Genomic DNA, 23,037 nt, shown 5'->3' with positions numbered 1-23,037 from the left:
CGCGGCGTTATCCGCAGTGTTTCCCACAGTGTTGTCCACCCCGGTCACGCGCCCAGCAGCGACTGGCCGCACACGCGGACCACGTTGTTGGTGACGGCGGAGGAGGCGGGGCTGGCGAAGTAGGCGATGGTCTCGGCCACGTCGACCGGCAGGCCACCCTGCTGCATGGAGTTCATGCGGCGGCCGGCCTCGCGGGTGGCGAAGGGGATCGCGGCGGTCATCTGGGTCTCGATGAAGCCCGGGGCGACGGCGTTGACGGTGACGTTCTTGGACGCCAGCTCGGCGGAGGCGCCGTTGACGAACCCGATCACTCCGGCCTTGGAGGCGGCGTAGTTGGTCTGACCGCGGTTGCCGGCGATCCCGGCCATCGAGGAGACGCCGATGACGCGGCCGCCCTCGGTGAGGACGCCCTTCTCGGCGAGCTCGGCGGTGATCCGCTCGGGGGCGATGAGGTTGACGGCCAGGACCGAGTCCCAGCGGGCGGCGTCCATGCCGGCCAGGGTCTTGTCGCGCGTGATGCCGGCGTTGTGGACGAGGATGTCGACGACGCCGTCGTGGCGCTCCTGCACGTGCTTGGCCAGCACCTCGGCGGCGTCGGCGGCGGTCACGTCCAGCGGGAGCGAGGTGCCGCCGACCTTGTTGGCGGTGGCCGAGAGGGACTCGCCGGCGGCGGGGATGTCGCAGCAGATCACGTGCGCGCCGTCGCGGGACAGGACCGCGGCGATCTCGGCGCCGATGCCGCGGGCGGCGCCGGTGACCACGGCGACCTTGCCCTCGAGCGGGCGGTCCCACGAGGCGGGGGCGGTCGCGCCGCCCGCACCCACGCGGAACACCTGGGCGTCGACGTAGGCCGACTTGGCGGAGAGGATGAAGCGCAGGGTGGACTCGAGGCCGGAGGCGCCGGTGTCGGCGTCGGCCGAGACGTAGACCAGCTGGACGGTGGTGCCCCGCTTCATCTCCTTGCCGAGCGAGCGGGTGAAGCCCTCGAGCGCGCGCTGGGCGATGCGCTCCTCGACCGAGCCGGTCTCCTCCGGGGTGGTGCCCAGCACGACGACGCGCCCGCTGGCGGCGACGCGGCGGACCACGGGGTTGAAGAACTCGAACAGGGCCTTGAGGTCCTCGGTGCGGCGGATCCCGGTGGCGTCGAAGACCAGGCCGGCGAACTTGCCCTCGGCGTCCGCTCCGGACAGCTCGTAGTCGGAGGCGAGCATGGCGCGCACGGGCTCGACCAGGCGACCTGTGCCACCGACCAGGACCGGGCCCTGGAGTGCGGGCTGCCCGGCCTCGAACCGCCGGAGCTGCTCGGGCTGGGGGAGGCCGACCTTGCCGGCGATGAACGACCCGGGGGCCGAGGTCACGAACTGCGAGTAGAGGTCGAGGTTGCCCTGTGCCATGGCGATCATCTCCTGGAGTGGTGCGGTGAAACGGGGTCGACAAGTAACTTACTGCTGAGTAACAATACTCGTCAGGCCGCGTTTCGGGCCACCGGAACACCGAGAACAACGGGAGTGACACACGTGACCACCAGCCCCCGCAAGGTCGCCATCGTCGGCGGCAACCGAATTCCCTTCGCGCGTTCCAACGGCAAGTACGCGGACGCGTCCAACCAGGACATGCTGACCGCCGCGATCGACGGCCTCGCCAGCCGCTACCACCTGCAGGGAGAGCGCCTCGGCATGGTCGCCGCGGGTGCCGTCCTCAAGCACGCCCGCGATTTCAACCTCACCCGTGAGACGGTCGTCGGTTCCGTGCTGGACTCGTCGACCCCCGCCTTCGACCTGCAGCAGGCGTGCGGCACGGGTCTGGCCACGGCCATCCAGGTGGGCGACGCGATCGCCCTGGGTCGCATCGAGGCCGGCATCGCCGGTGGCGTGGACACCACCTCCGACGCCCCGCTCGCCGTCAACGACGATCTCCGCAGGACCCTGATCAAGGTCTCCGCGGCCAAGTCGACGGTCGACCGCCTCAAGCTGCTCGGTGAGATCCGCCCGCAGGGCCTGGTGCCCGAGCAGCCCCAGAACTCCGAGCCGCGCACCGGGCTGTCGATGGGCGAGCACGCCGCCATCACCGCCCGGGAGTTCGAGGTCACCCGCGCGGACCAGGACGCCCTGGCCGCCGCCAGCCACCGCAACCTCGCGGCCTCGTACGAGTCGGGCTTCCAGGACGACCTGGTCACCCCGTTCCTCGGCGTGCCGCGCGACGACAACATGCGGCCCGATTCCAGCGAGGAGAAGCTGGCCAAGCTCAAGCCCGCCTTTGGCAAGCGCGACGCCGAGGCCCACGGGACGGAGGCCACCATGACGGCCGGCAACTCCACCCCGCTCACCGACGGTGCCTCCGCGGTGCTGCTGGCGAGCGAGGAGTGGGCGGCCGAGCACAAGCTACCCGTCCGCGCCTACCTGGTGGACTCCGAGACCGCCTCCGTGGACTTCATCCACGGTCACGACGGCCGTACCCCGGACGGGCTGCTCATGGCGCCGACCTACGCGGTGCCGCGCCTGCTCGCCCGCAACGGCCTCACGCTGCAGGACTTCGACTACTACGAGATCCACGAGGCCTTTGCCTCGCAGGTCCTGGCCACGCTCGCCGCGTGGGAGTCGGAGGAGTACTGCACGGAGCGGCTGGGGCTCGACTCCGCGCTCGGGTCGATCGACCGCAGCAAGCTCAACGTCAACGGCTCCTCCCTGGCGGCCGGCCACCCGTTCGCCGCCACGGGCGGCCGCATCCTGGCCGCCACCGCCAAGCTCCTCGAGCAGAAGGGTTCGGGTCGCGCGCTGATCTCCGTCTGCGCGGCCGGTGGCCAGGGCGTCACGGCGATCATCGAGCGCTGAACCCGGCACGCCGAGTAGACCCTGCGCGGGAAGAACCCGTGTGATCGTGCAGCCCCCGCGTCCGGCGCGGGGGCTGCACGCATCGGCGGCGTTCCGCCATAGTGGATGCACAGCTGATGCGACAGTGGACGCCGTAGTGGTTCGGGCGGTAGACCCCCGGTCGGCGCCCCACCGGGGAAGTCGGCCCCCGCTCATGAGGAGGCGTGAGAACGCGTGGACGAGACCACCACCAGTGACGGCGGCCCGATCCGGCCCGTCGTCATCGAGGGTGCCGGTCCGCAGCCCGTCGCGGCCGACCGGCGTCGGTACCGCGTGCGGACGCGGTGGATCTACACGGGTGTGGGCATCTTCATGGGGTTGTCGGTGCTCTACGGCTTCGACCTGGTCCACAGCATCGGCCGGGTGCCGCGCGGGGCCGAGGTCTCCGGCATCCAGGTCGGCGGGATGCTCTCCTCCGACGCCGAGCAACGCCTGATCAGCGACCTGGGACCGAAGGTCGACGACGAGGTGGATCTGCGGGCCGGGGCGGTCTCCACGACGCTGGACCCCCAGTCCATCGGGTTGTCGGTGGACTGGCAGGGCACTCTTGATCGCGCCGGCGAACAGCCGATCAACCCGTTCACCCGGCTGATCAGCCTGGTGCGGTCCACCGAGGTGGGGATCGCCAGCGTGATCCCCGACGCGCGGCTGACGGACTTCCTCGAGAAGCTGGCGCTGCAGGCCGATTTCGAACCCCGCGAGGGGGCCATCTGGTTCGACCGCGCCGAGGTCCGGTCGGCCATCCCGATCGACGGTCAACGGCTGCAGATCGAGAACTCGCGGGACGCGGTGCTCGAGCACTGGCTCGACGACGACGGGGTGGACCTCCCCGTCGACTACACCCCCACCGAGACACGTGCGGACGAGGTCCGGGCCCTGGTCCGCGACGTCGCCGAGCCCGCCGCCGGGCGGGAGGTGATCCTGCTGGCCTCCCGGATGCGTGAGGACGGCACCCAGCCGCCGGTCACCACCGTCACCACCAGGATGCCGCCGCCGCCCCCGGCGCCGGGCCGGGAGAAGGCGGTGCCCGCCGAGCGCGAAGTGGAGATGGTCGACGCCGACGGGCCCGACGCCGTCCCGATCCCGTTCCCCCGGGACCGGATCGGCGAGTACCTGACCTTCGTGCGCGCGGGGGATGCGCTCGAACCACGGTTCGACGCCGAGGCGGCCAAGGGGATCCTGGACCCGCTGATGGCCGAGACCGAGCAGGAGGGCAGGGACGCCACGTTCTCCTTCAGTGGGTCGCGCGCGTCGGTCGTCCCCGCGGTCCAGGGTCGGACGGTCGAGTGGGGCCCCCTGCTGGGCGCGTTGCCGGGGCAGTTGACCGACACCGAGGGCCCGCGCGTGCTGCCCGTCGGGTACGTGGGCCGCGACCCGGACCTCTCCACCGCGGAGGCCGAGAAGGCCGGGATCCGCGAGCCCGTCGGCGAGTTCACGGTGGCCGTGGGCGCGACCGGCCAGGCCCAGTCGATGATCGCCTCACTCGCCGGGCACTTCATCCCGGCCGGCGAGTCCTTCTCCATGAACGAGGTCGCCGGCACCGTCTCCGGGGACAGGTCCGCGGACGCGGTGGCCACGGCCCTGTTCAACGCCGCCTTCGAGTCCGGGGCGCAGGGGCTGGTCCGGTCCGGCCGGGGCGTCGACGGCGAGGAGTTCCCCGCCGGTCGTGACGCCACCGCGTCGGCGGAGGTGGGCTTCCGCAACGACCAGCGCACCGGGCTGGTGGTCGACGCCTCCGGCAGCGGCAGCTCGGTGACCGTCCGACTGTGGGGGACCCGCGAGTACACGGTCCGGGTCTCGACCGCGCCACGGGCCGAGATCCGGCGGGCCGAGACCCGCGTCGTCACCACCGCCGGCTGTACACCGGACCCGGGAGCCGACGGCTACACCGCCCGGGTCACCCGCGTGGTCCAGCGGGGCGACGACACCGTCAGCACCGACACCGTGTCCTCCACCTACGCGGCCCGCGCCCGGATCGAGTGCCGGATGGACCCCGCACCCGGCGACGACGCACCCGCCCCGCCGGCGCCGCCCGGACTCGGCGATCCCATCCGCATCCCGGGCCTGCCCGAGTTCCGCATCCCGGGCGTCCCCGGGAACTGATCCCCGCGGGAATCCGATGTCGGACCAGACCGATACCGTCACGACATGCAGACGACCGGGGCGCCAGAATGACCGCCCAGGCGTGGGTCGCCCTCGTGCTCGGACTCCCCCTGGTCGTAGCGTTCATCACGTGGCGACAGCGCAACGCCAACGACGCCCGCGACCAATGGTGGAAACGCACCACCTGGGCGGTGGACAAGAGTCTCGACCACGAACAAGAGGTCCGGACGTCGGAGCCGCAGCGCTCGCCACGATCTACGCGGAACGCACTCGGCGAGGTGTCGACCGGCGGCTTCCCGAAGATTTCGCGCGTGAGCTTCTCGACGACGACACCACTGGACAACCGCCCGTTAGCTGCGACAATGGGGACACTTCTGAAGGAGATGACACGCGATGACCATCGCCGACAAGTTTGACGCCACTCCACGTGGCCGCGGTCGCTTCAGTCCGGCCGCACGAGCGAGCCTCGCCACCATCGTGGTCGAGGGCGACCGTCGCCGAGGCCGAGTCACCCCGCAGTGGATCCGCGACCTCGCCGAATCCCGGAGCAAGGTGCGATAGCCAGATAACGCGCGATGACCAGATCAAGAAGGTCGGCACCCCAACGGGGCGCCGACCTTCTCGTCCTGATCAGTGTGGGTCCGCGATCAGAGCCCGACGTTCACCGTTCAGCGGTCACCGCTTGACCACCACGCGCTCGTTGGGCACGCAGTGCGTCATGGTCAGCCCCTCGACGTCGCGGGGGCCGTTCTTGCCGAGGTTGGACATCCGCTGGCGCTCGGAGTCGGTGAAGGTCTGCTTGGGGAGCGGTTCGAGGTGCCGCACGTCATCGGCGGTGATCCCCAGGCCCTCGCCCACCCGGTTCCCGAGCTCGTCCTCACACATCAGCAGGTGCCAGACCATGCGTTGCTGGACCTCGTGGGTCGCCTCGCCGATGTTCGCGATGAAGTTGGCGACCAGATCATCGCGCTCCCACTCCTCCATCAGGCGGAACCGCTCGCCGGCCTGCTTGTAGTCGTTGGTGCGGGGCAGCTCGCTGCGGGTCAGCCGGCCCCTGAGCTCGGGGCCCACCTCCCTCTCGCCGGTGGGCTCGGCCTCGCGGAGGCCGTTCATCGTCGACGGCTCGTAGTTCACGTGCGGGTTCTGCCCCTGCAGGTCCACGCCGTAGGACATCTGGCCGCCGCGCTGGTTGGTGGCCACCGTCGCGTTCTTCGGGCTGTTGACCGGTAGCTGCAGGTAGTTGGGACCCACCCGGTAGCGCTGGGTGTCGCTGTAGGAGAACGTGCGGCCCACCAGCATCTTGTCGTCGGAGAACTCCAGACCGTCGACCAGGACGCCGGTGCCGAACGAGATCTGCTCGTTCTCGTTGTGGTGGTCGTCCACGTTCCGGTTGAGGGTCATCGTGCCCACGAGCTCGGGCTCGAAGATCTCCTCCGGCCAGGTCTTGGTGTCGTCCAGCGGATCGAAGTCGAGTTCCGGGTGGTCGTCGTCGGACATCATCTGGACGTAGAGGTCCCACCTGGGGAAGTCGCCCTTCTCGATGGCCTGGTAGAGGTCCTTGGAGGCGTGGCCGAGCTCAGTGGCCTGGATGTTGGCGGCGTCCTCCTCGGTGAGGCTCTTGACGCCCTGGTGCGGCTGCCAGTGGTACTTGACCAGGTGGCTCTGGCCGTCGGAGTTCACCCAGCGGTAGGTGTTGACGCCGAAGCCCTGCATGTGGCGGTAGTCCGCCGGGATGCCGCGCGGGCTGAAGAGGTTGACCAGCATGTGCATCGACTCGGGCGACTTCTACATGAAGTCGTAGATCCGGGCCGGCTCCTGCCGGAAGGTGACGGGGTCCGGCTTGAGGGAGTGGATGACGTCGGGGAACTTGATGGCGTCCCGGATGAAGAAGACGCCGAGGTTGTTACCGACGAGGTCCCAGTTGCCGTCCTCAGTGTAGAACTTCACGGCGAAACCGCGGGGGTCGCGCGCGACCTCCGAGGAGTCCCGGCCGCCGATGACGGTGGAGAACCGCACCGCCACGTCGGTCTTCTTGCCCGGCTCCTGGAACAGCTTGGCCCGGGTGAAGCGGGAGATCGGCTCGTCGCCCCAGTTTCCGGTGGCCTCGAACTCGCCGTAGGAGACGAAGCCACGGGCGTGGACGACCCGCTCCGGGATCCGCTCGCGGTCGAAATGGCTGACCTTCTCCAGGAACTGGTAGTTCTCCAGCGTCGCCGGGCCGCGGGCCCCGACACTGCGCGTGTTCTGGTTGTCGTGGACGGGGTGGCCCTGCCGGGTGGTCAGGACCGGGTCGTCGTGCTTGCGCTCTTCGGACACGGCAGCTCCTCGAGGTGTCGGGCTTCTCCGACCGACCGTGAGCCGATCGTGAATGTGACCCTAGGCACCGAACGCCGCCGTGTGAACCGGTGTGCAGCCAGATTCCGGAAAGCCGAAGATCCGCTACCCCGCCGTACCTTCCGCGCCCCGGAATCGGGGAGCGAACGTGACAGCGGAGTAGCGGATTCCGGGGCGGTGGTCAGGCGCGCGTCAGAACGCGGCCTCGTCCAGCTCCATGAGCTCGGAGTCGAGCCCGGCGACGATCCCGCGGCTGGCGGTGATGAGCGGGAGCTCGTTTGTCGCGAACCACTTGGCGGCCGCGATCTTGCCGGAATAGAACGCCTTGTCGTCGTCAGCTGCGCCGTCCAGCTTGCCGAGGGCGACCTCGGCGCCGGCGAGCAGACGCCAGCCCATCATCAGGTCGCCGAACGCCATGAGCAGGCGCACCGAAGCCAGGCCGATGGTGTACAGGCGCTTCGGGTCGTCCTGCGAGCCCAGCAGGTGGTCGAAGCAGGTGCCGATGATCGCCTCGACGTCGGCGAGGGCGGTGGCCAGGAGCTCCCGCTCGGCGGTGAGCTGACCGCCCGACGCGTCGGTGTCCAGGAACTTCTTGATCTGCGCCGACACGTGGCCGACCGCGGTGCCGCGGTCGCGGGCGATCTTGCGGAAGAAGAAGTCCTGGGCCTGGATCGCGGTGGTGCCCTCATAGAGGGAGTCGATCTTGGCGTCGCGGATGTACTGCTCGATGGGGTAGTCCTGCAGGAAGCCGGAGCCGCCGAAGGTCTGCAGCGACTCGGTGAGCAGCTCGTAGGCCCGCTCGGAACCGACGCCCTTGACGATCGGCAGCAGCAGGTCGTTGACGCGATGGGCCAGCTCGCCGTCGGCGCCCGAGACACGCTCGGCGATCGACACGTCCTGATGGGCGGCGGTGTACAGGTACACCGCGCGCAGTCCCTCGGCGAACGCCTTCTGGCGGATGAGCGCCCGGCGCACGTCCGGGTGGTGGGTGATGGTCACGCGCGGGGCGTTCTTGTCGGCCATCTCGGTCATGTCGCCGCCCTGCACGCGGTCCTTGGCGTACGCGAGGGCGTTGAGGTACCCGGTCGACAGGGTGGAGATGGCCTTGGTGCCGACCATCATGCGGGCGTGCTCGATGACGTCGAACATCTGGCTGATGCCCTTGTTGAGCTCGTTTCCGCCGACCATCCAGCCCTTGGCGGGGACGCCGTGGCCACCGAAGGTGACCTCGCACGTGGTGGAGGCCTTGATGCCCATCTTGTGCTCGACACCGGTGACAAAGACGCCGTTGCGCTCGCCCATCTCGCCTGACTCGAAGTCGAAGTGGAACTTGGGGACGAAGAACAGCGACAGTCCCTTGGTGCCCGGGCCGGCGCCCTCGGGGCGGGCCAGGACCAGGTGGAAGATGTTCTCGAACAGGTCGTCAGCGTCGGCGGAGGTGATGAACCGCTTGACGCCGTCGATGTGCCAGGTTCCGTCGTCCTGCTGGACGGCCTTGGTGCGGCCGGCGCCGACGTCGGAACCGGCGTCCGGCTCGGTCAGCACCATCGTGGCGCCCCAGCCGCGCTCGGCGATGGTGGCGGCCCACTTCTTCTGCTCGTCGGTGCCGTTCTTGTAGAGCACGGCGGCGAAGGCCGGGCCCGCGCCGTACATGAAGGCGGGCGGGTTGGCGCCGAGCATCATCTCGCTGGCAGCCCACACGAGCGTGCTCGGGGCCGGCATGCCGCCGAGGTCCTCCGGGAGGCCCATGGACCAGTAGCCGGCGTCGAACCAGGCACGGAACGACTTCTTGAAGTCCTCGGGGAGGGAGACCGAATGGGTCTCGGGGTCGAAGACCGGCGGGTTGCGGTCGGCGGAGGCGAAGGACGCGGCAACCGGGCCCTCGGAGAGGGTGGCGACCTCGGCGAGGATGCCCTGGGCGGTCTCGGTGTCCATGTCGCCGAACTCGCCGGCGTCGAGTGCCTCGTTGATGCGCAGGACCTCGAACAGGTTGAACCCGAGATCGCGGACGTTGCTCTTGTAGTGACCCATTACGGTCTTCTCCGATCGGAGTGCGGTGACGTGGCGAGTGGGGTGGCCGGGGTGGGTCGGCGCTGGTGGCCACTGGCACACCGGAACCTACTGGCCGGTAACAAGACAGATGTTAGTGCGTTTTCCGCGAACAGTCCAAGGTGAGGAAGGGCTCTGATTTCCCGGCGGGTCAGGTGCTCTCGCCGGATGGCCGCGACCCGGTCTGGCAGAGAGCGCTCGGCGGTCGCTCGATTCGGGCAGAATCGATCCATGGCAGACATCCAACTGCGGGTTCCCTCCGCGTCGTCCGTCCTCCAGACCGCCTTCCGCGTGGTCGAGTGGGAGCTCGCGATGGCTCGGGAGTTCCTGCTCCTGCCCGCGCGCGTTCTGGCGCTGCTGGAGGAGGTCGAGGGGATCGTCCAGCGGGTTCAGCGACTGCTCGACGAGGTCGACCGGACGGTCGCCTCGATCGACGGGATCGTGGCAACCGCCGCCGAGACCGTCGACGGGGTGCGCAGCACGGTGGCGCGGGCCGACAGGGTGGTCGATGACGTCGCTCGAACGGTCTCGTCTGCGGACGCAATAGTCGCCCGCGTCGGCTCCACCGTGGACGCGGCGGACGGGGTGGTGGCGCGGGTCGATTCGACCGTCGACTCCGCCGACGGGGTGGTGGCGCGCGTCGATTCGACCGTCGACTCCGCCGACGGGGTGGTGGCGCGGGTGGGGTCCACGGTGAACGCGGCGGACGGCCTCGTCGCCACTGCCGGAGGACTCATCGACCGCGTCGTGCCGATGCTGGACTTCGCGGAGTCCACGCTCGCGCCCGTCCGACCCGTGGTGGAGGCGCTACTCGTGGACGCCGACCTGGATCCGGAGCTCGCGAGGCTCGTCGCCACCCGGATCACCGAGGTCCTGGTGTACGCCGACAAGACGATCGCACTGCTCGAACCGATCACCGAAGAGGTCCTCAAATCGGTCGATCCGGACGAGATCAAGGCGGTGGTGCAGTTCATCGACCACCTGCCGGCCCTGGGCAACACCCTCGAGAGGGACGTGATGCCGGTTCTGGCGTCCCTGGACACGGTCGCGCCCGAGGTGCACCAGATCCTCGAGGTGGCCCAGCAGTGCCTGGAGGCGGTGGCAGGCATTCCCGGATTCCAGCTCCTGCGCCGCCGCGGGGAGAACGGCAAGACCGGGACGCCTCGGACCGACCCGGACCGGCCGGGCCCGGACCGGACCGGACCAGCCGAGAGATAGCTCTCGCCCGATGACCTGAGGCCCTCCCGTGGTGGGAGGCTTCCAGTCTGGATGTCGTGGTGCCGTCTAGGCGGGCGGTTGATCGTCGGCGGGTGAGAGGACGACGCTTCCCAGCACCCGGCACGTGGCGAGCGCTAGTTGCGTGTCCAGCCGTCTCTCCTTCATCGGTCTGCCCAGCTCGCTCTCGGCTTTGGTCAGCCGGTACTTCACGGAGTTCCGGTGGAGGAGCAGCCGTGATGCCGTCTCGGTGTAGCTGTCGGCCGTCTCGAGGAACACCCGCACCGTCTCGCGTTGTCTGGCCGCGTGCGCGGTGTCGCAGGCCAACTCGCCGAGGACTTCGTGGACCCACCGACGCGTCGTCCCGAGGTCCTCGGCCAACCGGGCGATGACCGGTATCCCGTCGTCGGAGTAGGAGACCGACCGCGCGTCCCCAGTGGTGGAGACCTGGGCGACCGCGGCGGCTTGTTCTGCCTGGACGCGTGTGACGCGGAACCCCTCGAGCCCCGGGGACGGTGCCCCGAACGCGATCCGGGCACCGGGTATCGCCGCTGCGACCGGGGCCGCGATGTGAGCCTCCACCGGGCTGCGCCGGCCGTCCATGCCGAACCACACCTCGGCGGTGGCGCGCCCCGTGACGACCATCAGCGGATCGTGGCTCAGGTCCAGCTCCTCGGCCAGGAGAGTCACCGCGTCGGTGAGTAGCCGGGCCTGATCCGGGACGGTTCCGAAGTCGTCGATCCAGACCCGGCAGCCCAGATGCACCTGGTTGAGCTGGTACCCCGTCACCCGCTCGAACTCGTCCGGGTCGATCGCCTCGCCGGTCAACACCCGGTTGATGGACGCGTTGATCGACCTGGCCGCGCGGTTGTGGGAGGAGCGCACCTCTTCCTCGTGCGCCGCGATGACCGTGCGCGTGATCTCGTCGACGTACTGGAACATCCACCCGGCCAGGTGGTGATACAACTGCAGCTTCTCGTGGGGTTCGCAGTCGATCTCCTGTACCTGGTCGAAGACATGGGCCAGCAGGGCGTCCGAACCCACGTGGTACGCGCGGCGCAGAGGTGCACTCGACACGTCCTGCCGGGCGAGTTCCACCGCGTAGCGGGTTGCGGCGGGCAGCGGCGGGAGATCGTGGGCCGGCCTGGTGTGCGACAGCAGATCGATGATCACCTCCACGTTGTTCGAGACACTGGCGTGCAGTGCGGCCCGCATGCCCTCGTCGTCGAGCTCTCCGATGGCCTTCTCGATGGCTTCGGTCATGCCGTCGGACACGGCTGCGGTCCTGGTGCTGAGCCGCAATCCGATCTGTCGGGTCAGCTCATCCAGGCGCTCCGGGTCCTGCGGGGAGGTGCTCAGCATGATCGTCGCCGGGGTCGTCGCCGGGGTCGTCGTCCGGGTCGCGCGCGCCGGTGATGCGTGGACCCGGTTCTCTCGCTCGTCACGGTCACCGCTTTGCCAGGTACTCGAGCGCCGACCGCGCGGCGTTCCACCCGGCCATCCCGTGGGCCCCGGCGCCCGGGGGAGCGGCGGCCGAGCAGATGTAGACGCCGGGAACGCCCGTGGCGTAGGGGTCGAGCGCCACCCGCGGACGGAACACCAGCTGCCGGGGGGTGTTGGCGCCGGTCACGATGTCGCCCCCGACATAGTTGGGGTTGTAGCTCTCGATCTGTTGCGTGGACCGCGTGGTGGTGTGGCGTATCCGGCTGCGGAAGCCGGGTGCGAAGCGTTCGATCTGGTCGATGATCGCCTGGGTGGCGTCCCCGGTCCAGCCGGCGGGCACGTGCGCGTACGCGTCAACCGGATGGACCCCGTCCCGTGCGCGGCCCGGATCGGGCACTGACTGCTGACCCAACAGTATGAACGGCCGCTCGGGCATGATGCCGCGCACGACCTGCTTCTCGGCGTGGGCGACCTCCGCCAGCGTGCCCCCGACGTGGACGGTTCCCGACCGCCGGGAGGGTTGGTGTGTCCACGGGATTCCCCCCTCGACCGCGAAGGCCACCTGGAACGCTCCCGGTCCATGGCGGAACCGCCGGTACGCACGGTCGACCCGAGCGGGGATCGCGCCCGCGAGAATCGTCGCGGCGGCAGCGGGCGAGGTGTCGAGCATGACGATGTCGGGGTCACCCAGTTCGCGGTGATCGCGCACGGTGACCCCCGTCTCGATCCGCCCGCCGAACTCCGCCAGCCGGGCGGCCATCACCCCGGTGATCGTGGCGGAGCCACCCACCGCGACCGGCCATCCGTAGCGGTGTGCGGCCGTGCCCAGCGCGACGCCGATGGCCGAGGACATCACCGAGTCCAACGGCCGGAAGGCGTGGGCGGCGACGCCGGCGAACAGCGCTCTCGCCTCCTCGGTGCGCCAGCGTCGCGCGAGCAGGGTGGCCGGCGTCGCGGCGTATGCCCCGAATCGCGCCAGTGCCAGGGGATGGCTCGGGATGTGGACCATGGGCTGGAGAAATTCGGTGACGATCTCAGGAAAACGCTCGGTGAGGGCGCCGAACATCCGCCGGTAGGAGTCCCCGTCGGCCTCGAGGTGGGTCGCGGTGCGTTCCACGGACCGCCACACCGCGGCCCCGCGCCCGTCGTCCAGGGGATGGGAGTACTGGACCTCGGGAAGGGCCCAGCGCACGCCGTGGGACTCGAGGTCGAACTGGCGACTGAAGCCCGTGTCGACGGCGAGGGGGTGAAAGCCGGAGCACTGGTCGTGCAGCAGGCCCGGCAAGGTCAACTCGCCGGACCTGGTGCCGCCGCCGATGGAGTCGGATGCTTCCAGAACGGTCACATCGACTCCATCGGCGGCCAGTGTCAACGCGGCTGCCAGGCCGTTGGGCCCGCTACCGACGATGATCGCTGAGGGCATGAGCTCAGCTCGCCCCCACCGGGGTCTCGTCGTAGCCGGCCGCGCTGGTCCTGTCGGTCAGGGACCCCTCGGCGCCGGGCGACGACGGGATCGACGAGGACGCCCGCTGGTCGGCCGGCAGGTACTCCGGGTGGCGCCAGGTCACGGTGAACGGGATCGGCCCGTTCGGCAACCAGGGCTGCTCCTTGACCACGTCGCGGACGTCGTAGTGGCCGCGCTCCACCACCCCGAGGGCCGCGTCGATCACGCGGTACTCGATGGTCTTCTTGTGCAGGGGCTGGGACTCGGTCCAGACGCTGATGAACTCGCCCGGCTCGAAGTTGCACCGCTTCTGCACTGCCGCGATCGTCCGCTCGTCGAACAGGTGCCCGTCTCCGAACTGCCACCCGGAGAAGAAGGTGCACAACACCTCACCTTCGCGGAAGCGATAGTTCTCCATGCTGTCCACCACCGACGGCATGATGGACATGTGGCCGCGGCCCTGGGTGTTCATCATCCGGAACGCGGTGGTCTTCTGCAGGAAGATCTCCGCTCCTTCGGGCCCGAACAGGGCCGAGAGCTGATTGTGCGGGGACGTCATCGAGGTCACGAAGGCGGGGTTGTCCAGCTTGGCCTCGCACCCGTTGTTGCGGAACGCCATCGTGGAGGATGCCCAGTTGCCGGCGTACTGACGCATTCCGATGAGGAACGAGATCTTGTCGGGGCGGAAGTTGCCGGCGATCGGGCCGGTCAGGGTGAGGACCGCGGCGGCCACCACGACCCACACGCTGCTCGCGTCCCACAGGGCGTAACCGTCCCCGGCGAAGAAGCCCAGGAACACGAAGGGCGTCGCGAACACGTAGAAGAGGTTCCACTCCTGCGGCATCGCCAGCGCGAACATCGAGTAGATGAACACGTGGAAGCACATCATGAACGCGGCCGCCAGGACCGCGACGGTCCAGTTGGTGGCGAACAGCATGATGACCGGGACGACGAACTCGACGACCGTGCCCATGACGTGCGCGGCGAAGAAGGCCACCTTGGTGGGCATCAGATCCTCGGGAGCGTTGCGGTAGAGCGACCGACGAAGTGCCTTGGACTTGATCAGCGGGCCGTTGGTGAGCATCGTCTGCACGGTGGGCGTGAAGTGGACGCCGATCTTGGAGATGAACGCACCCCACCACACCGCGAACATCGCGATCTTGGCCACGATGATCATGTCCACGTGACCGGTGCCGTACATGGTCAGGACACCGAACCCGAGCATGATCACCGAATACTGCTCAGGCCTCGAGGCCAGGAACGTGACCCTGTCCCGCAGGCCCATGACCAGCTGGATCGCGACGAAGGTGAGGAACGGCCACGCGGGGACGAGGCCGGCCTCGCTGTAGGCCGCGGCGGTCTGCTGACCGGGCAGGACCAGGCCCAGGGCGAGCGTGGCGAGCATGGCGAAGTACAGCGCGACGTCGATCGCCTTTCGCTCATCGCCCTTGGTGAACGGAACCTTGTCGGGCCAGGGCGGGAGCCGGAGTGTTCCGGTCCGCATCCAGTAGCGGTACCCGGCGGTGTTGGGCTTGAACTTGAAGGCCAGCGGCCCCCACGATTCGTTGAACCCGGTGGCCGACCAGAGGATCACCCAGATCATGGCCTTCTGGTAGACGATCACCTCGCTCCACCACGCGCCCAGGTCGAGCAGCGGCAGGCCGGGTGTGGAGAGCCCGATGATGAGCCACCCGGCGACGAAGAAGAACAACCCCTTGACGAGATATAGGGAATGCATGATCTTCGGAGCGCCGAAGCCGAACTCCACCCAGTGCTGGGCGAGCAGCTTCATGCGTTCCATGGTCGGTATGGACTCGAACTTCGCCGGATCCACTGGTGGAATGTCGGCTTGCATAAACCCCATGGGAATTCTCCTTCTAGGAATGGGTTCAGAGGATCAGAGGATTGGCTGCTCAGGCGACGAGTGAGGTGCGCAGACGCGGTTTGTCGATCTTTCCCACCGGGTTCTTGGGCAGCGCGTCGACGATCTGCACGGCGACCGGAACCTTGACCCGGGTGAGGCGCTCCGAGCAGTGGGCGATCACGGCGTCGGGCGTCAGCTCGGCTTCGGGGTAGGGGACGACAAACGCCACGGGGACCTCGCCCAGCACGTCGTCCCGGCGACCTACCACCGCGACCTCGAGGACCCCGGGGAGGCTGCCGATGGCGTTCTCGATCTCCTTGGGGTAGAGGTTCTCGCCGCCGCGGATGATCATGTCCTTGATGCGGTCGACGATGGTGAGGTAGCCGTCCTCGTCGAGGGTGCCCACATCACCGGTGCGCACCCAGCCGTCCACGATGGTCTCTCTGGTGGCCTCGGGGTTGTTGAGGTAACCGGCCATCACCACGGGTCCGGTGATGAACACTTCGCCGGCCGCGCCGGTGGGCACGTTGTCGAGGTGCTCGTCGACGATGCGGATCCGCTGCCCGGGCAGCGCCGGGCCGACGGTGCCGGGCTTGCGCGGTCCGTCGATGGGGTTGACCGCCGAGGCACACGTGACCTCGGTCAACCCGTAGCCCTCTAGGATCGGGATACCGAAGAACTCCTCGGCGGCGTCGAGCATCTCCCGGGTCGACGGGGCCGCGCCGCAGACAGCGAATCGCAAGGACGACAGGTCCGGGTGGCGTCCGGCACCAGTGGTGAGCAGCAGTGCGTAGATGGTGGGCACGGCGGAGAAGTAGGTCGGCCGCAGTTGTTCCACCTTGTCGAAGAACGTCGAGGCGGAGAATCCGTCGACTATGGACAGCTGGGCACCCACCCGGAGCGGCGCCAGGAGACTGACCATCAGCGCGTTCACGTGGAACAGGGGGAGGACGAGCAGGCAGTGGTCGTCGGCGGTCATCTTCATGACCTCCGCCATCGACCGCGACATCGCGTCGGCGTTGGCATGGGTGAGCATCACGCCCTTGGGGCGCCCGGTCGACCCGCTGGTGTAGATGACCAGAGCCAGATCGTCTCCGCTGAGCGTGGCCGCCTCCGGCGGGGTGTCGCCCGGACTGCGCCATAGGTCGTTGACGCCAATCGATGGCGCACCGCCGTCGGGCGCCCCGGGGCCCGAGTTCACGACGAGCCGGGCCCCGGCGTCCCTGATCTGGTGGCCGGCCTCGTCATTCGTGAAGTTCGGGTTGATCGGCGTGGCGGCAGCACCTAGATGCCATGCGGCAAAGATCGTGAGGACCAGCTCGACCCGGTTAGGCAGCATCACCGCGATGACGTCCCCCCTGGTGACGCCGTGTTCGTTGAGCTGGGCGGCGATCGCGGTCACTCTCCCGCTGAGATCTCGGTGGCTCAACTCGGTGCGGTCATCACGAATGCCGGGGGCGTCACCGAACCGTCGCGCAAGTGCTCTGGGGAGGTATTCGAACTCCACATCGACTCCTGATCCGTAGCTGGTGTGACCTCGGACACTACGCAGGAGCAGTCAAGAGCACATCGGTAGATGTGACGAAGTTCACGATCGGATTAGTGCACCGTGCACAACGCGGAGGGGATTCGGCTGGGTTGCAGGAATAGGGGGATGTACGCATCCTCGCCAAATGACCTGAGGCCCTCCCGCAGTGGGAGGGCCTCAGGTGTCTTCTAGCCGGGTGTCGTGCGATTCGAACTGTGGAGCCGATGACGGGAATCGAACCCGCGCCATCTGCTTGGGAAGCAGAAGTTCTACCATTGAACTACATCGGCGATGCCTGTTGGAGGCCGGTTCAGATTAGCACGAGGCCAACCGCCACTGTGCGGCACGGGGTCGCTCCGTGGTCACTTCCCGGCGGCCTTCCGCTTGGCCTCGGGGGTCATCGGCCGCTTGGGCTGGCCGAGCGAGGCGCGGGGCACGAACCCGAAGGCGATGCCGCCCACCACGGCCACGACGATCGCGCCGAAGATCCACGGGGTCGGTGAGCCGCCGCCGGTCAGACCCATCGCCACGATGAGCACCGCGAGGCCCACGCACACCCACGACCACTTGGTCCAGCGCCAGAGGTACTTCGAGGGTTCTTCCCTGAACTCGTCCATGCCCCCGATTCCACCACGTCAGGCGGGGTCGGCGCATATCCGGCGTCGTCCGTGCGGTGGTCCCGACACGGCCGGCGCGGCCCGCTGTGGCGGGTCTCACGGTGTTCGTGGCCGTGACAAGTATCGATTCGGCGGACCGCGGTGCTAAAAGTGAGGAGAGTCCGTTTTGTGGGGCCGGCAGTCCGACAGTCCAACAGTCCGCCCGGTGGGCGGCATTCCAGGAGGTCCGTGATGGACGAGCTGTTCGTGGTGGACGAGACGACGGAGCGGCCGTTCGCCGAGAGGGTGCGGACCGTCCTCGCGCGCGGCGCCGTCGGCACGGTCGAGGCGGGACTGCTGACGCGACCGCTGCGCTCGGCCAGGGTCCGTGACGACGGCGTGATCGTCCTGGTGGTGGACGTCGGTGGCATGTCCCGGGGGGCGGGGGAGTCTGCTGGGATGGCATCGACGGGAGCCTCCGCATCGGTCGAGATCGTCGACAGGGTCTGCACGGGCCGGTGCCGCGAGGGGTCCGGGGGGCCGTCCTTCGCGATCGACGGGCGTCCGTCGGCGCGGGAGACACCATGCGACGACGACTGTGCGGTCGCCCGCGGGATCGTCACCCTCTCCGGGATCGTCACCGCGTCATCGGTGTCCTCGGTGTCGCGGCGCAGGCTGGTCGCTCCCGACGGCGGCGGGTCGGGCCAGGGCGCGGAGGCGTCGCTGCGGCTCAGCGAATTGCTGCCGCTGCAGGTGTCCTACCTGGGTGCCGACGGGGCGCATCTGATCCCGCGGGGTGACCTCGCAGCGGCCGGGGTGGACCCGATCGGCATCGACGAGCAGACGTGGCTACGCCGCCTCGGCGCGGATTCCACTCTCGCCGCCCGGCTCGCCCTGCGCGCCGGCCGGCAGATCGCCGGGACCGATCCGAGGATCGTGGGCATCGACCGGTTCGGTCTGGACCTCTCGATCGGCTCGCCCTCGACCGGGTTCCGGGACGTGGTCCGGGTCCCGTTCCTGCAGGTCTGCCGCGACGCCGAGGACGTCCAGCGGCAGCTCGCGTCCCTGGCCGGCTGAACCCGGCAGGACCAATTTCCAGAAAACCCTTGCGCTTTGAGGCAAGGCTTACCTAAGTTGATCGCTGCGGGTAGTCACGTCCCCGCCCCCGGACCGTTCCGGCGCCTGCCCTGAAGGCGCCGGGACGGTGCGGGAACAGTGTGGAATCAAACACTGCGGGATCAACGACGGCGAGGAGCAGAGCATGCGATCACTGGTGGGGCCCGTCCCCGAGCCCGCGGAACGTGCGGCTTCGGCGCTGCGCCGTTGCCCCCGGTCGACGCTCGAGCTCGGGGCCGACACGTCCGAGGTGAGCCTGGTGCACCAGGTGCCGGACACCGCCGACCTCTGGGTGGCGCTACCGATGGCCGACGTGGCGACGGTCGGCTTCGGGGGAGTGCGGGCCCGACTCGAGGTCCTCGACGAGATCACCGGGGGAGCGGCGGAGGGACGCTGTCGCCGCATCGTCGTCGTCGAGGGTCTTCTCGAACTGCCGGGCGTGCGCGCGCAGCGCAGCACCGCCGCCCGGATCGCCCGCGACCTCCCCGACCCCGTCCTGCTGGACGTGGGCGCCGGCGTCGCGCTGGTCCGGCTCCGCGCCAGCCGGATAGTCCTGACCGACTCGAGCGGCGTGACCGACATCGACCCCGAGGACCTGGCCACCTCCGGCCCCGACCCCTTCGCCGACCTCGAGGGGCACTGGCTGGACCACCTGAACGACCCGCGCTGCCAGGTGGTGCCGCGGATGGCCCTGCGCGTGTGCCGCTGCCTGCCGTCCGAGCGCCCGCTGCTGGTGGGCATCGACCGTGTAGGCGTGGACATCGAGCTCGTCGGCCGCGACGGGCGTGTCCACCGGGAGCGGCTGCCCTTCACCGAGGAGTGCACCAGTGCCACCGAGTTGGGCACCCAGCTCCGGCTGCTCGCCGGGGCGTCGCGCTACCCTCTAGACCGTGCTGCTCTCCGACCGTGACCTCCGCGCCGAGCTCGCCGACGGGCGGCTCGGAATCGACCCGCTGGATTCCTCGCTGATCCAACCGTCGAGCATCGACGTCCGCCTCGACGGGATGTTCCGCGTGTTCAACAACTCGCGCTACACCCATATCGACCCTGCCCAGCAGCAGGATGAGCTGACCGAGTTGGTCGAGCCCGCCGAGGGCGACCCGTTCGTGCTGCACCCGGGAGAGTTCGTCCTGGGCGCCACCCTGGAGCGGCTGTCGCTGCCCGACGACCTCGCCGGCCGGCTCGAGGGCAAGTCCTCGCTCGGCCGACTGGGGCTGCTCACGCACTCCACCGCCGGGTTCATCGACCCCGGATTCGACGGGCACATCACCCTCGAGCTCTCCAACGTCGCCAACCTGCCGATCACCCTGTGGCCCGGGATGAAGATCGGCCAGCTGTGCCTGTTCCGGTTGTCCAGCCCCGCCGAGGTGCCGTACGGCAGCAAGTCGGTCGGCTCCAAGTACCAGGGACAGCGCGGCCCGACGGCCTCCAAGGCGTACCTGAACTTCCGCTGACCCCGGTGGCCCGGTGTTCACCCCGCTGGCCCGGTGGCCCGGTGTTCACCCCGGTGTCTCCACCGCGTCTCCACCCTGTCTCCACCCGGTCGGGTGAGAACGGTAGAACGGCCCTATGCGTATGACCGTGTTCGGAACCGGGTATCTCGGCGCCACCCACGCCGCCTGCATGGCCGAGTTGGGTCACGAGGTGCTGGGCGTGGATGTGGACGAGGCCAAGATCGAGCGGCTGCGGCGGGGTGAGGTGCCGTTCTACGAGCCGGGGTTGCCGGAGATCCTGTTGCGGCATGTGGAGTCGGGGCGGTTGCGGTTCACCACCGGGTACGCGGAGGCTGCGGAGTTCGCGGACCTGCACTTCATCGGGGTGGGGACGCCGCAGCGTAAGGGCGAGTTCGCGGCCGACACCTCGCATGTGGAGGACGTGGTGAGGCGGCTCGTGCCGCTGCTTACCTCGGACGCGGTGCTGGTGGGCAAGTCCACGGTGCCGGTGGGGACGGCGGCCCGGTTGCAGACGATCGCGGACGCGGGTGTGCGTGACGGGGTGCGCGCGGCGGTGGTGTGGAACCCGGAGTTCCTGCGGGAGGGGTTCGCGGTCAAGGACACGCTCACGCCGGATCGGATCGTGATCGGCTTGGCCGGCGGCGAGGGCGGTGGCGGTGTCCGTGCTGGTGTGGGTGCTGCGCTGGCGGATTTCGGGCCGGCCGGGAGGTTGGTGGAGGAGGCGTACGCGCCGATCCTTCAGGCCGATCCGTGCCCGGTGATCGTGACGGACCTGGCCACCGCCGAGTTGGTCAAGGTCAGCGCGAACGCCTTCCTGGCCACCAAGATCAGCTTCATCAACGCCGTCTCCGAGGTGTGCGAGGCGGCCGGCGCCGATGTGACGGTGTTGGCGGATGCGATCGGGATGGACCCGCGGATCGGGCGGCGCTTCCTGGGTGCCGGCCTGGGTTTCGGCGGCGGTTGTCTGCCCAAGGACATCCGGGCGTTCATGGCCCGCGCCGGGGAGTTGGGCGCCGACGAGGCCATGACGTTCCTCCGCGAGGTCGACTCGATCAACATGCGGCGCCGCCAGAAAATGGTCGACCTGGCCACCGAGGCGTGCGACGGCATGTTGATCGGCAAGACCATCGCCGTGTTGGGCGCGGCGTTCAAACCGGACTCCGACGATGTGCGGGACTCGCCGGCGCTGAACGTGGCGGGGATGCTCTCGCTCAAGGGCGCGAGCGCGGTGGTGTACGACCCGCAGGCGCTGGACAACGCGCGGGCGCTGTTCCCGACGCTGACCTACGCCTCCTCGGCGCTCGAGGCGTGCGAGGGCGCGGACGTGGTGCTGGTGGCCACCGAGTGGCCGGAGTTCGTCGCGCTCGACCCGGCCGCGGTGACCGCGGTCGCGCGTGGGCGGATCCTGCTGGACGGGCGCAACTGCATGCCCGCCCAGGAGTGGCGCGAGGCCGGGTGGACCTACCGCGCCCTCGGGCGGGGAGTGCCCGCCTCGTAGCCCGGACCACCTGCCCGCGGGCTACTGCCGGTACGAGGACAGGAAGTTGCCGATCCGCTCGATCGCCACGGCCAGGTCGCGGCCGGCGGGCAGGGTGACCACCCGGAAGTGATCCGGGTCCGGCCAGTTGAAGCCGGTGCCCTGGGTGACCAGGATCCGCTCCCGCTCGAGCAGGTCCAGGGCGAACTGGCGGTCGTCCCGGATCTCGTGCACGTTCGGGTCCAGCTTCGGGAACACGTACAGGGCGCCCATCGGCTTGACGCAGCTCACGCCGTGGATGGAGTTGAGCTTCTCCCACGCGACGCCGCGCTGCTCGTGCAGCCTGCCGCCCGGTTCGATCAGCTCGTTGATCGACTGGTACCCGCCCAGCGCCACCTGGATGGCGTGCTGGGCGGGCACGTTGGGGCACAACCTGGTCGACGCCAGGAGTTCCAGGCCCTCGAGGAATCCGGCCGCGTGGGCCTTGGGTCCGGTGATGGCCATCCAGCCCGCGCGGTACCCCGCCACCCGGTACGTCTTGGACAGGCCGTTGAAGGTCAGCACCAGCAGGTCGTGGGCGAGCGTGGCGATGGAGGTGTGCACGGCCTCGTCGTAGATGATCCGATCGTAGATCTCGTCCGCCAGGATCAGCAGGCTGTGCTCGCGGGCGAGGTCGACGATCCCCTGCAGCACCTCGCGCGAGTAGACCGCGCCCGTCGGGTTGTTGGGGTTGATCACCACGATCGCCTTGGTCCGCGGGGTGATCTTGGAGGCGATGTCCTCCAGCGACGGGTTCCACTCGTCGTCCTCGTCGCAGAGGTAGTGGACCGGCTTGCCGCCAGCGAGGGAGGTCATGGCGGTCCACAGCGGATAGTCCGGCGCGGGGATGAGGACCTCGTCGCCGTCGTCGAGCAGCGCCTGCATGGTCATGGTGATGAGCTCGGAGACGCCGTTGCCCAGGTAGATGTCCTCCACGTCGAGGTGGGGGAAACCGGGGACCAGCTCGTAGCGCGTGAAGATCGCCCGGCGGGCCGACAGGATGCCCTTGGACTCGGAGTAACCCTGCGCGTGGGGGAGCGCGGCGATCATGTCGCGCATGATCACGTCCGGCGCCTCGAACCCGAACGGAGCGGGGTTGCCGATGTTGAGCTTGAGAATCCGGTGGCCCTCCGCCTCGAGCTGGTTGGCTCTGGCCATCACCGGGCCCCGGATCTCGTAGAGGACGTTCTTGAGCTTGGAGGACTGGTCGAGCGTGCGCGGCTGACGGAGCTCGCTTCCGAGGTACTCAGGCGTCATGCCTGACGATTCTGCCACCTCCGCCCCAGGGGTCTGCATCGCGGACGAAGCGGTTGCCCCGTTTTGTATTTGTAAGGCTAAGTTAATGCAAAGATACCTTCATGAATCTCAGCCGCGTCGCCTCCGTGTCCCGTGCCGTTGCGATCGGGATGGCGGTATCCGGCGCAGGAGCTGTGCTGATGGCCGCGCCAGCCGCCGCCGCGGCCGCCGCCGCGCCGGCCGCCGCGCCAGCCGCCGCCGCGCCAGCC

At 69.1% G+C, this 23,037-nt stretch carries 17 protein-coding genes, 1 tRNA gene and 1 pseudogene; 8 read left to right on the top strand and 11 right to left on the bottom strand.

Annotated features, from left to right (window positions below):
• Positions 1-44 precede the first annotated feature (44 nt).
• Positions 45-1,394, bottom strand: coding sequence for a 3-oxoacyl-ACP reductase (locus R4P08_RS00095; protein ID WP_411741128.1), 1,350 nt, complete (start codon positions 1,392-1,394; stop codon positions 45-47).
• A gap of 123 nt (positions 1,395-1,517) precedes the next feature.
• Here R4P08_RS00095 and R4P08_RS00090 point away from each other — a divergent pair, with 123 nt between their 5' ends.
• The 3 genes from R4P08_RS00090 (at position 1,518) to R4P08_RS00080 (ending at position 5,389) form a co-directional block, all read left to right on the top strand.
• Entirely contained in the window at positions 1,518-2,831 is a 1,314-nt protein-coding gene (locus R4P08_RS00090) for an acetyl-CoA C-acetyltransferase (protein WP_317811714.1), read from the top strand.
• A gap of 213 nt (positions 2,832-3,044) precedes the next feature.
• Positions 3,045-4,973: a VanW family protein gene (locus R4P08_RS00085; RefSeq protein ID WP_317811713.1), complete on the top strand. Its 1,929-nt coding sequence runs from the start codon at positions 3,045-3,047 to the stop codon at positions 4,971-4,973.
• Positions 4,974-5,041: 68 nt separating this feature from the next.
• Entirely contained in the window at positions 5,042-5,389 is a 348-nt protein-coding gene (locus tag R4P08_RS00080) for a hypothetical protein (RefSeq protein ID WP_317811712.1), read from the top strand.
• 259 nt (positions 5,390-5,648) lie between these two features.
• Here R4P08_RS00080 and R4P08_RS00075 read toward each other — a convergent pair whose 3' ends face one another.
• The 3 genes and pseudogenes from R4P08_RS00075 to R4P08_RS00065 form a co-directional block, all read right to left on the bottom strand.
• Positions 5,649-6,086 (bottom strand): catalase-related domain-containing protein, encoded by a 438-nt coding sequence (locus R4P08_RS00075; protein WP_317812226.1) that lies wholly within the window; start codon positions 6,084-6,086, stop codon positions 5,649-5,651.
• 6 nt (positions 6,087-6,092) lie between these two features.
• A pseudogene (locus R4P08_RS00070) lies at positions 6,093-7,289 on the bottom strand (catalase); the annotation flags it as partial.
• Positions 7,290-7,499: 210 nt separating this feature from the next.
• Positions 7,500-9,338 carry an acyl-CoA dehydrogenase gene (locus R4P08_RS00065; RefSeq protein WP_317811711.1) on the bottom strand — a complete coding sequence of 613 codons (1,839 nt, stop codon included), beginning with the start codon at positions 9,336-9,338 and terminating at the stop codon, positions 7,500-7,502.
• A 249-nt stretch (positions 9,339-9,587) separates the two neighbouring features.
• Here R4P08_RS00065 and R4P08_RS00060 point away from each other — a divergent pair, with 249 nt between their 5' ends.
• Entirely contained in the window at positions 9,588-10,574 is a 987-nt protein-coding gene (locus R4P08_RS00060; RefSeq protein WP_317811710.1) for a methyl-accepting chemotaxis protein, read from the top strand.
• A gap of 66 nt (positions 10,575-10,640) precedes the next feature.
• Here R4P08_RS00060 and R4P08_RS00055 read toward each other — a convergent pair whose 3' ends face one another.
• From R4P08_RS00055 to R4P08_RS00030, 6 genes are all read right to left on the bottom strand, one after another.
• On the bottom strand, positions 10,641-11,933 hold the full coding sequence (locus R4P08_RS00055) for a helix-turn-helix domain-containing protein (protein ID WP_317811709.1): 1,293 nt from the start codon (positions 11,931-11,933) through the stop codon (positions 10,641-10,643).
• An 85-nt stretch (positions 11,934-12,018) separates the two neighbouring features.
• Entirely contained in the window at positions 12,019-13,437 is a 1,419-nt protein-coding gene (locus tag R4P08_RS00050) for an NAD(P)/FAD-dependent oxidoreductase (RefSeq protein WP_317811708.1), read from the bottom strand.
• Positions 13,438-13,441: 4 nt separating this feature from the next.
• Positions 13,442-15,322, bottom strand: coding sequence for a DUF3556 domain-containing protein (locus R4P08_RS00045; protein WP_317811706.1), 1,881 nt, complete (start codon positions 15,320-15,322; stop codon positions 13,442-13,444).
• Positions 15,323-15,371: 49 nt separating this feature from the next.
• Positions 15,372-16,829 (bottom strand): class I adenylate-forming enzyme family protein, encoded by a 1,458-nt coding sequence (locus R4P08_RS00040; protein ID WP_317811705.1) that lies wholly within the window; start codon positions 16,827-16,829, stop codon positions 15,372-15,374.
• A gap of 237 nt (positions 16,830-17,066) precedes the next feature.
• Positions 17,067-17,140, bottom strand: a tRNA-Gly gene (locus R4P08_RS00035).
• Between the two features lie 72 nt (positions 17,141-17,212).
• Positions 17,213-17,467 (bottom strand): hypothetical protein, encoded by a 255-nt coding sequence (locus R4P08_RS00030; protein ID WP_317811704.1) that lies wholly within the window; start codon positions 17,465-17,467, stop codon positions 17,213-17,215.
• Between the two features lie 231 nt (positions 17,468-17,698).
• Here R4P08_RS00030 and R4P08_RS00025 point away from each other — a divergent pair, with 231 nt between their 5' ends.
• The 4 genes from R4P08_RS00025 to R4P08_RS00010 all read left to right on the top strand — a co-directional run bounded on the left by R4P08_RS00025 (position 17,699) and on the right by R4P08_RS00010 (position 21,514).
• On the top strand, positions 17,699-18,523 hold the full coding sequence (locus R4P08_RS00025; protein ID WP_317811703.1) for a DUF2470 domain-containing protein: 825 nt from the start codon (positions 17,699-17,701) through the stop codon (positions 18,521-18,523).
• Between the two features lie 184 nt (positions 18,524-18,707).
• A complete protein-coding gene (locus R4P08_RS00020) occupies positions 18,708-19,472 on the top strand; it encodes a hypothetical protein (RefSeq protein ID WP_317811702.1) in 765 nt (254 codons plus the stop codon).
• Complete coding sequence (gene dcd, locus R4P08_RS00015) at positions 19,453-20,016, top strand: dCTP deaminase (protein ID WP_317811701.1); 564 nt, start codon at positions 19,453-19,455, stop codon at positions 20,014-20,016. Before R4P08_RS00020 ends, dcd begins: the two co-directional genes overlap by 20 nt.
• Positions 20,017-20,131: 115 nt before the next feature.
• Positions 20,132-21,514: a UDP-glucose/GDP-mannose dehydrogenase family protein gene (locus tag R4P08_RS00010; RefSeq protein WP_317811700.1), complete on the top strand. Its 1,383-nt coding sequence runs from the start codon at positions 20,132-20,134 to the stop codon at positions 21,512-21,514.
• Between the two features lie 21 nt (positions 21,515-21,535).
• Here the strand turns inward: R4P08_RS00010 and R4P08_RS00005 are convergent, their stop codons facing one another.
• Positions 21,536-22,789 (bottom strand): pyridoxal phosphate-dependent aminotransferase, encoded by a 1,254-nt coding sequence (locus R4P08_RS00005; RefSeq protein WP_317811698.1) that lies wholly within the window; start codon positions 22,787-22,789, stop codon positions 21,536-21,538.
• Between the last annotated feature and the right edge of the window lie 248 nt (positions 22,790-23,037).

This window comes from Rhodococcus sp. IEGM 1408 (genome assembly GCF_033142235.1).
Lineage (GTDB): Bacteria > Actinomycetota > Actinomycetes > Mycobacteriales > Mycobacteriaceae > Dietzia.
This window is presented reverse-complemented; position numbering and strand designations above follow the sequence as displayed.

What these genes read in the sequence shown, in the direction of transcription:
- R4P08_RS00080 (WP_317811712.1), top strand. Translation starts at nt 5,042, where the DNA reads ATGACCGCCCAGGCGTGGGTCGCCCTCGTGCTCGGACTCCCCCTGGTC.
- R4P08_RS00050 (WP_317811708.1), bottom strand. Translation starts at nt 13,437, where the DNA reads ATGCCCTCAGCGATCATCGTCGGTAGCGGGCCCAACGGCCTGGCAGCC.
- R4P08_RS00065 (WP_317811711.1), bottom strand. Translation starts at nt 9,338, where the DNA reads ATGGGTCACTACAAGAGCAACGTCCGCGATCTCGGGTTCAACCTGTTC.
- R4P08_RS00020 (WP_317811702.1), top strand. Translation starts at nt 18,708, where the DNA reads ATGCGATCACTGGTGGGGCCCGTCCCCGAGCCCGCGGAACGTGCGGCT.
- R4P08_RS00010 (WP_317811700.1), top strand. Translation starts at nt 20,132, where the DNA reads ATGCGTATGACCGTGTTCGGAACCGGGTATCTCGGCGCCACCCACGCC.
- R4P08_RS00060 (WP_317811710.1), top strand. Translation starts at nt 9,588, where the DNA reads ATGGCAGACATCCAACTGCGGGTTCCCTCCGCGTCGTCCGTCCTCCAG.
- R4P08_RS00045 (WP_317811706.1), bottom strand. Translation starts at nt 15,322, where the DNA reads ATGGGGTTTATGCAAGCCGACATTCCACCAGTGGATCCGGCGAAGTTC.
- R4P08_RS00030 (WP_317811704.1), bottom strand. Translation starts at nt 17,467, where the DNA reads ATGGACGAGTTCAGGGAAGAACCCTCGAAGTACCTCTGGCGCTGGACC.
- R4P08_RS00005 (WP_317811698.1), bottom strand. Translation starts at nt 22,789, where the DNA reads ATGACGCCTGAGTACCTCGGAAGCGAGCTCCGTCAGCCGCGCACGCTC.
- R4P08_RS00025 (WP_317811703.1), top strand. Translation starts at nt 17,699, where the DNA reads ATGGACGAGCTGTTCGTGGTGGACGAGACGACGGAGCGGCCGTTCGCC.
- R4P08_RS00075 (WP_317812226.1), bottom strand. Translation starts at nt 6,086, where the DNA reads ATGAACGGCCTCCGCGAGGCCGAGCCCACCGGCGAGAGGGAGGTGGGC.
- R4P08_RS00055 (WP_317811709.1), bottom strand. Translation starts at nt 11,933, where the DNA reads ATGCTGAGCACCTCCCCGCAGGACCCGGAGCGCCTGGATGAGCTGACC.
- R4P08_RS00095 (WP_411741128.1), bottom strand. Translation starts at nt 1,394, where the DNA reads ATGGCACAGGGCAACCTCGACCTCTACTCGCAGTTCGTGACCTCGGCC.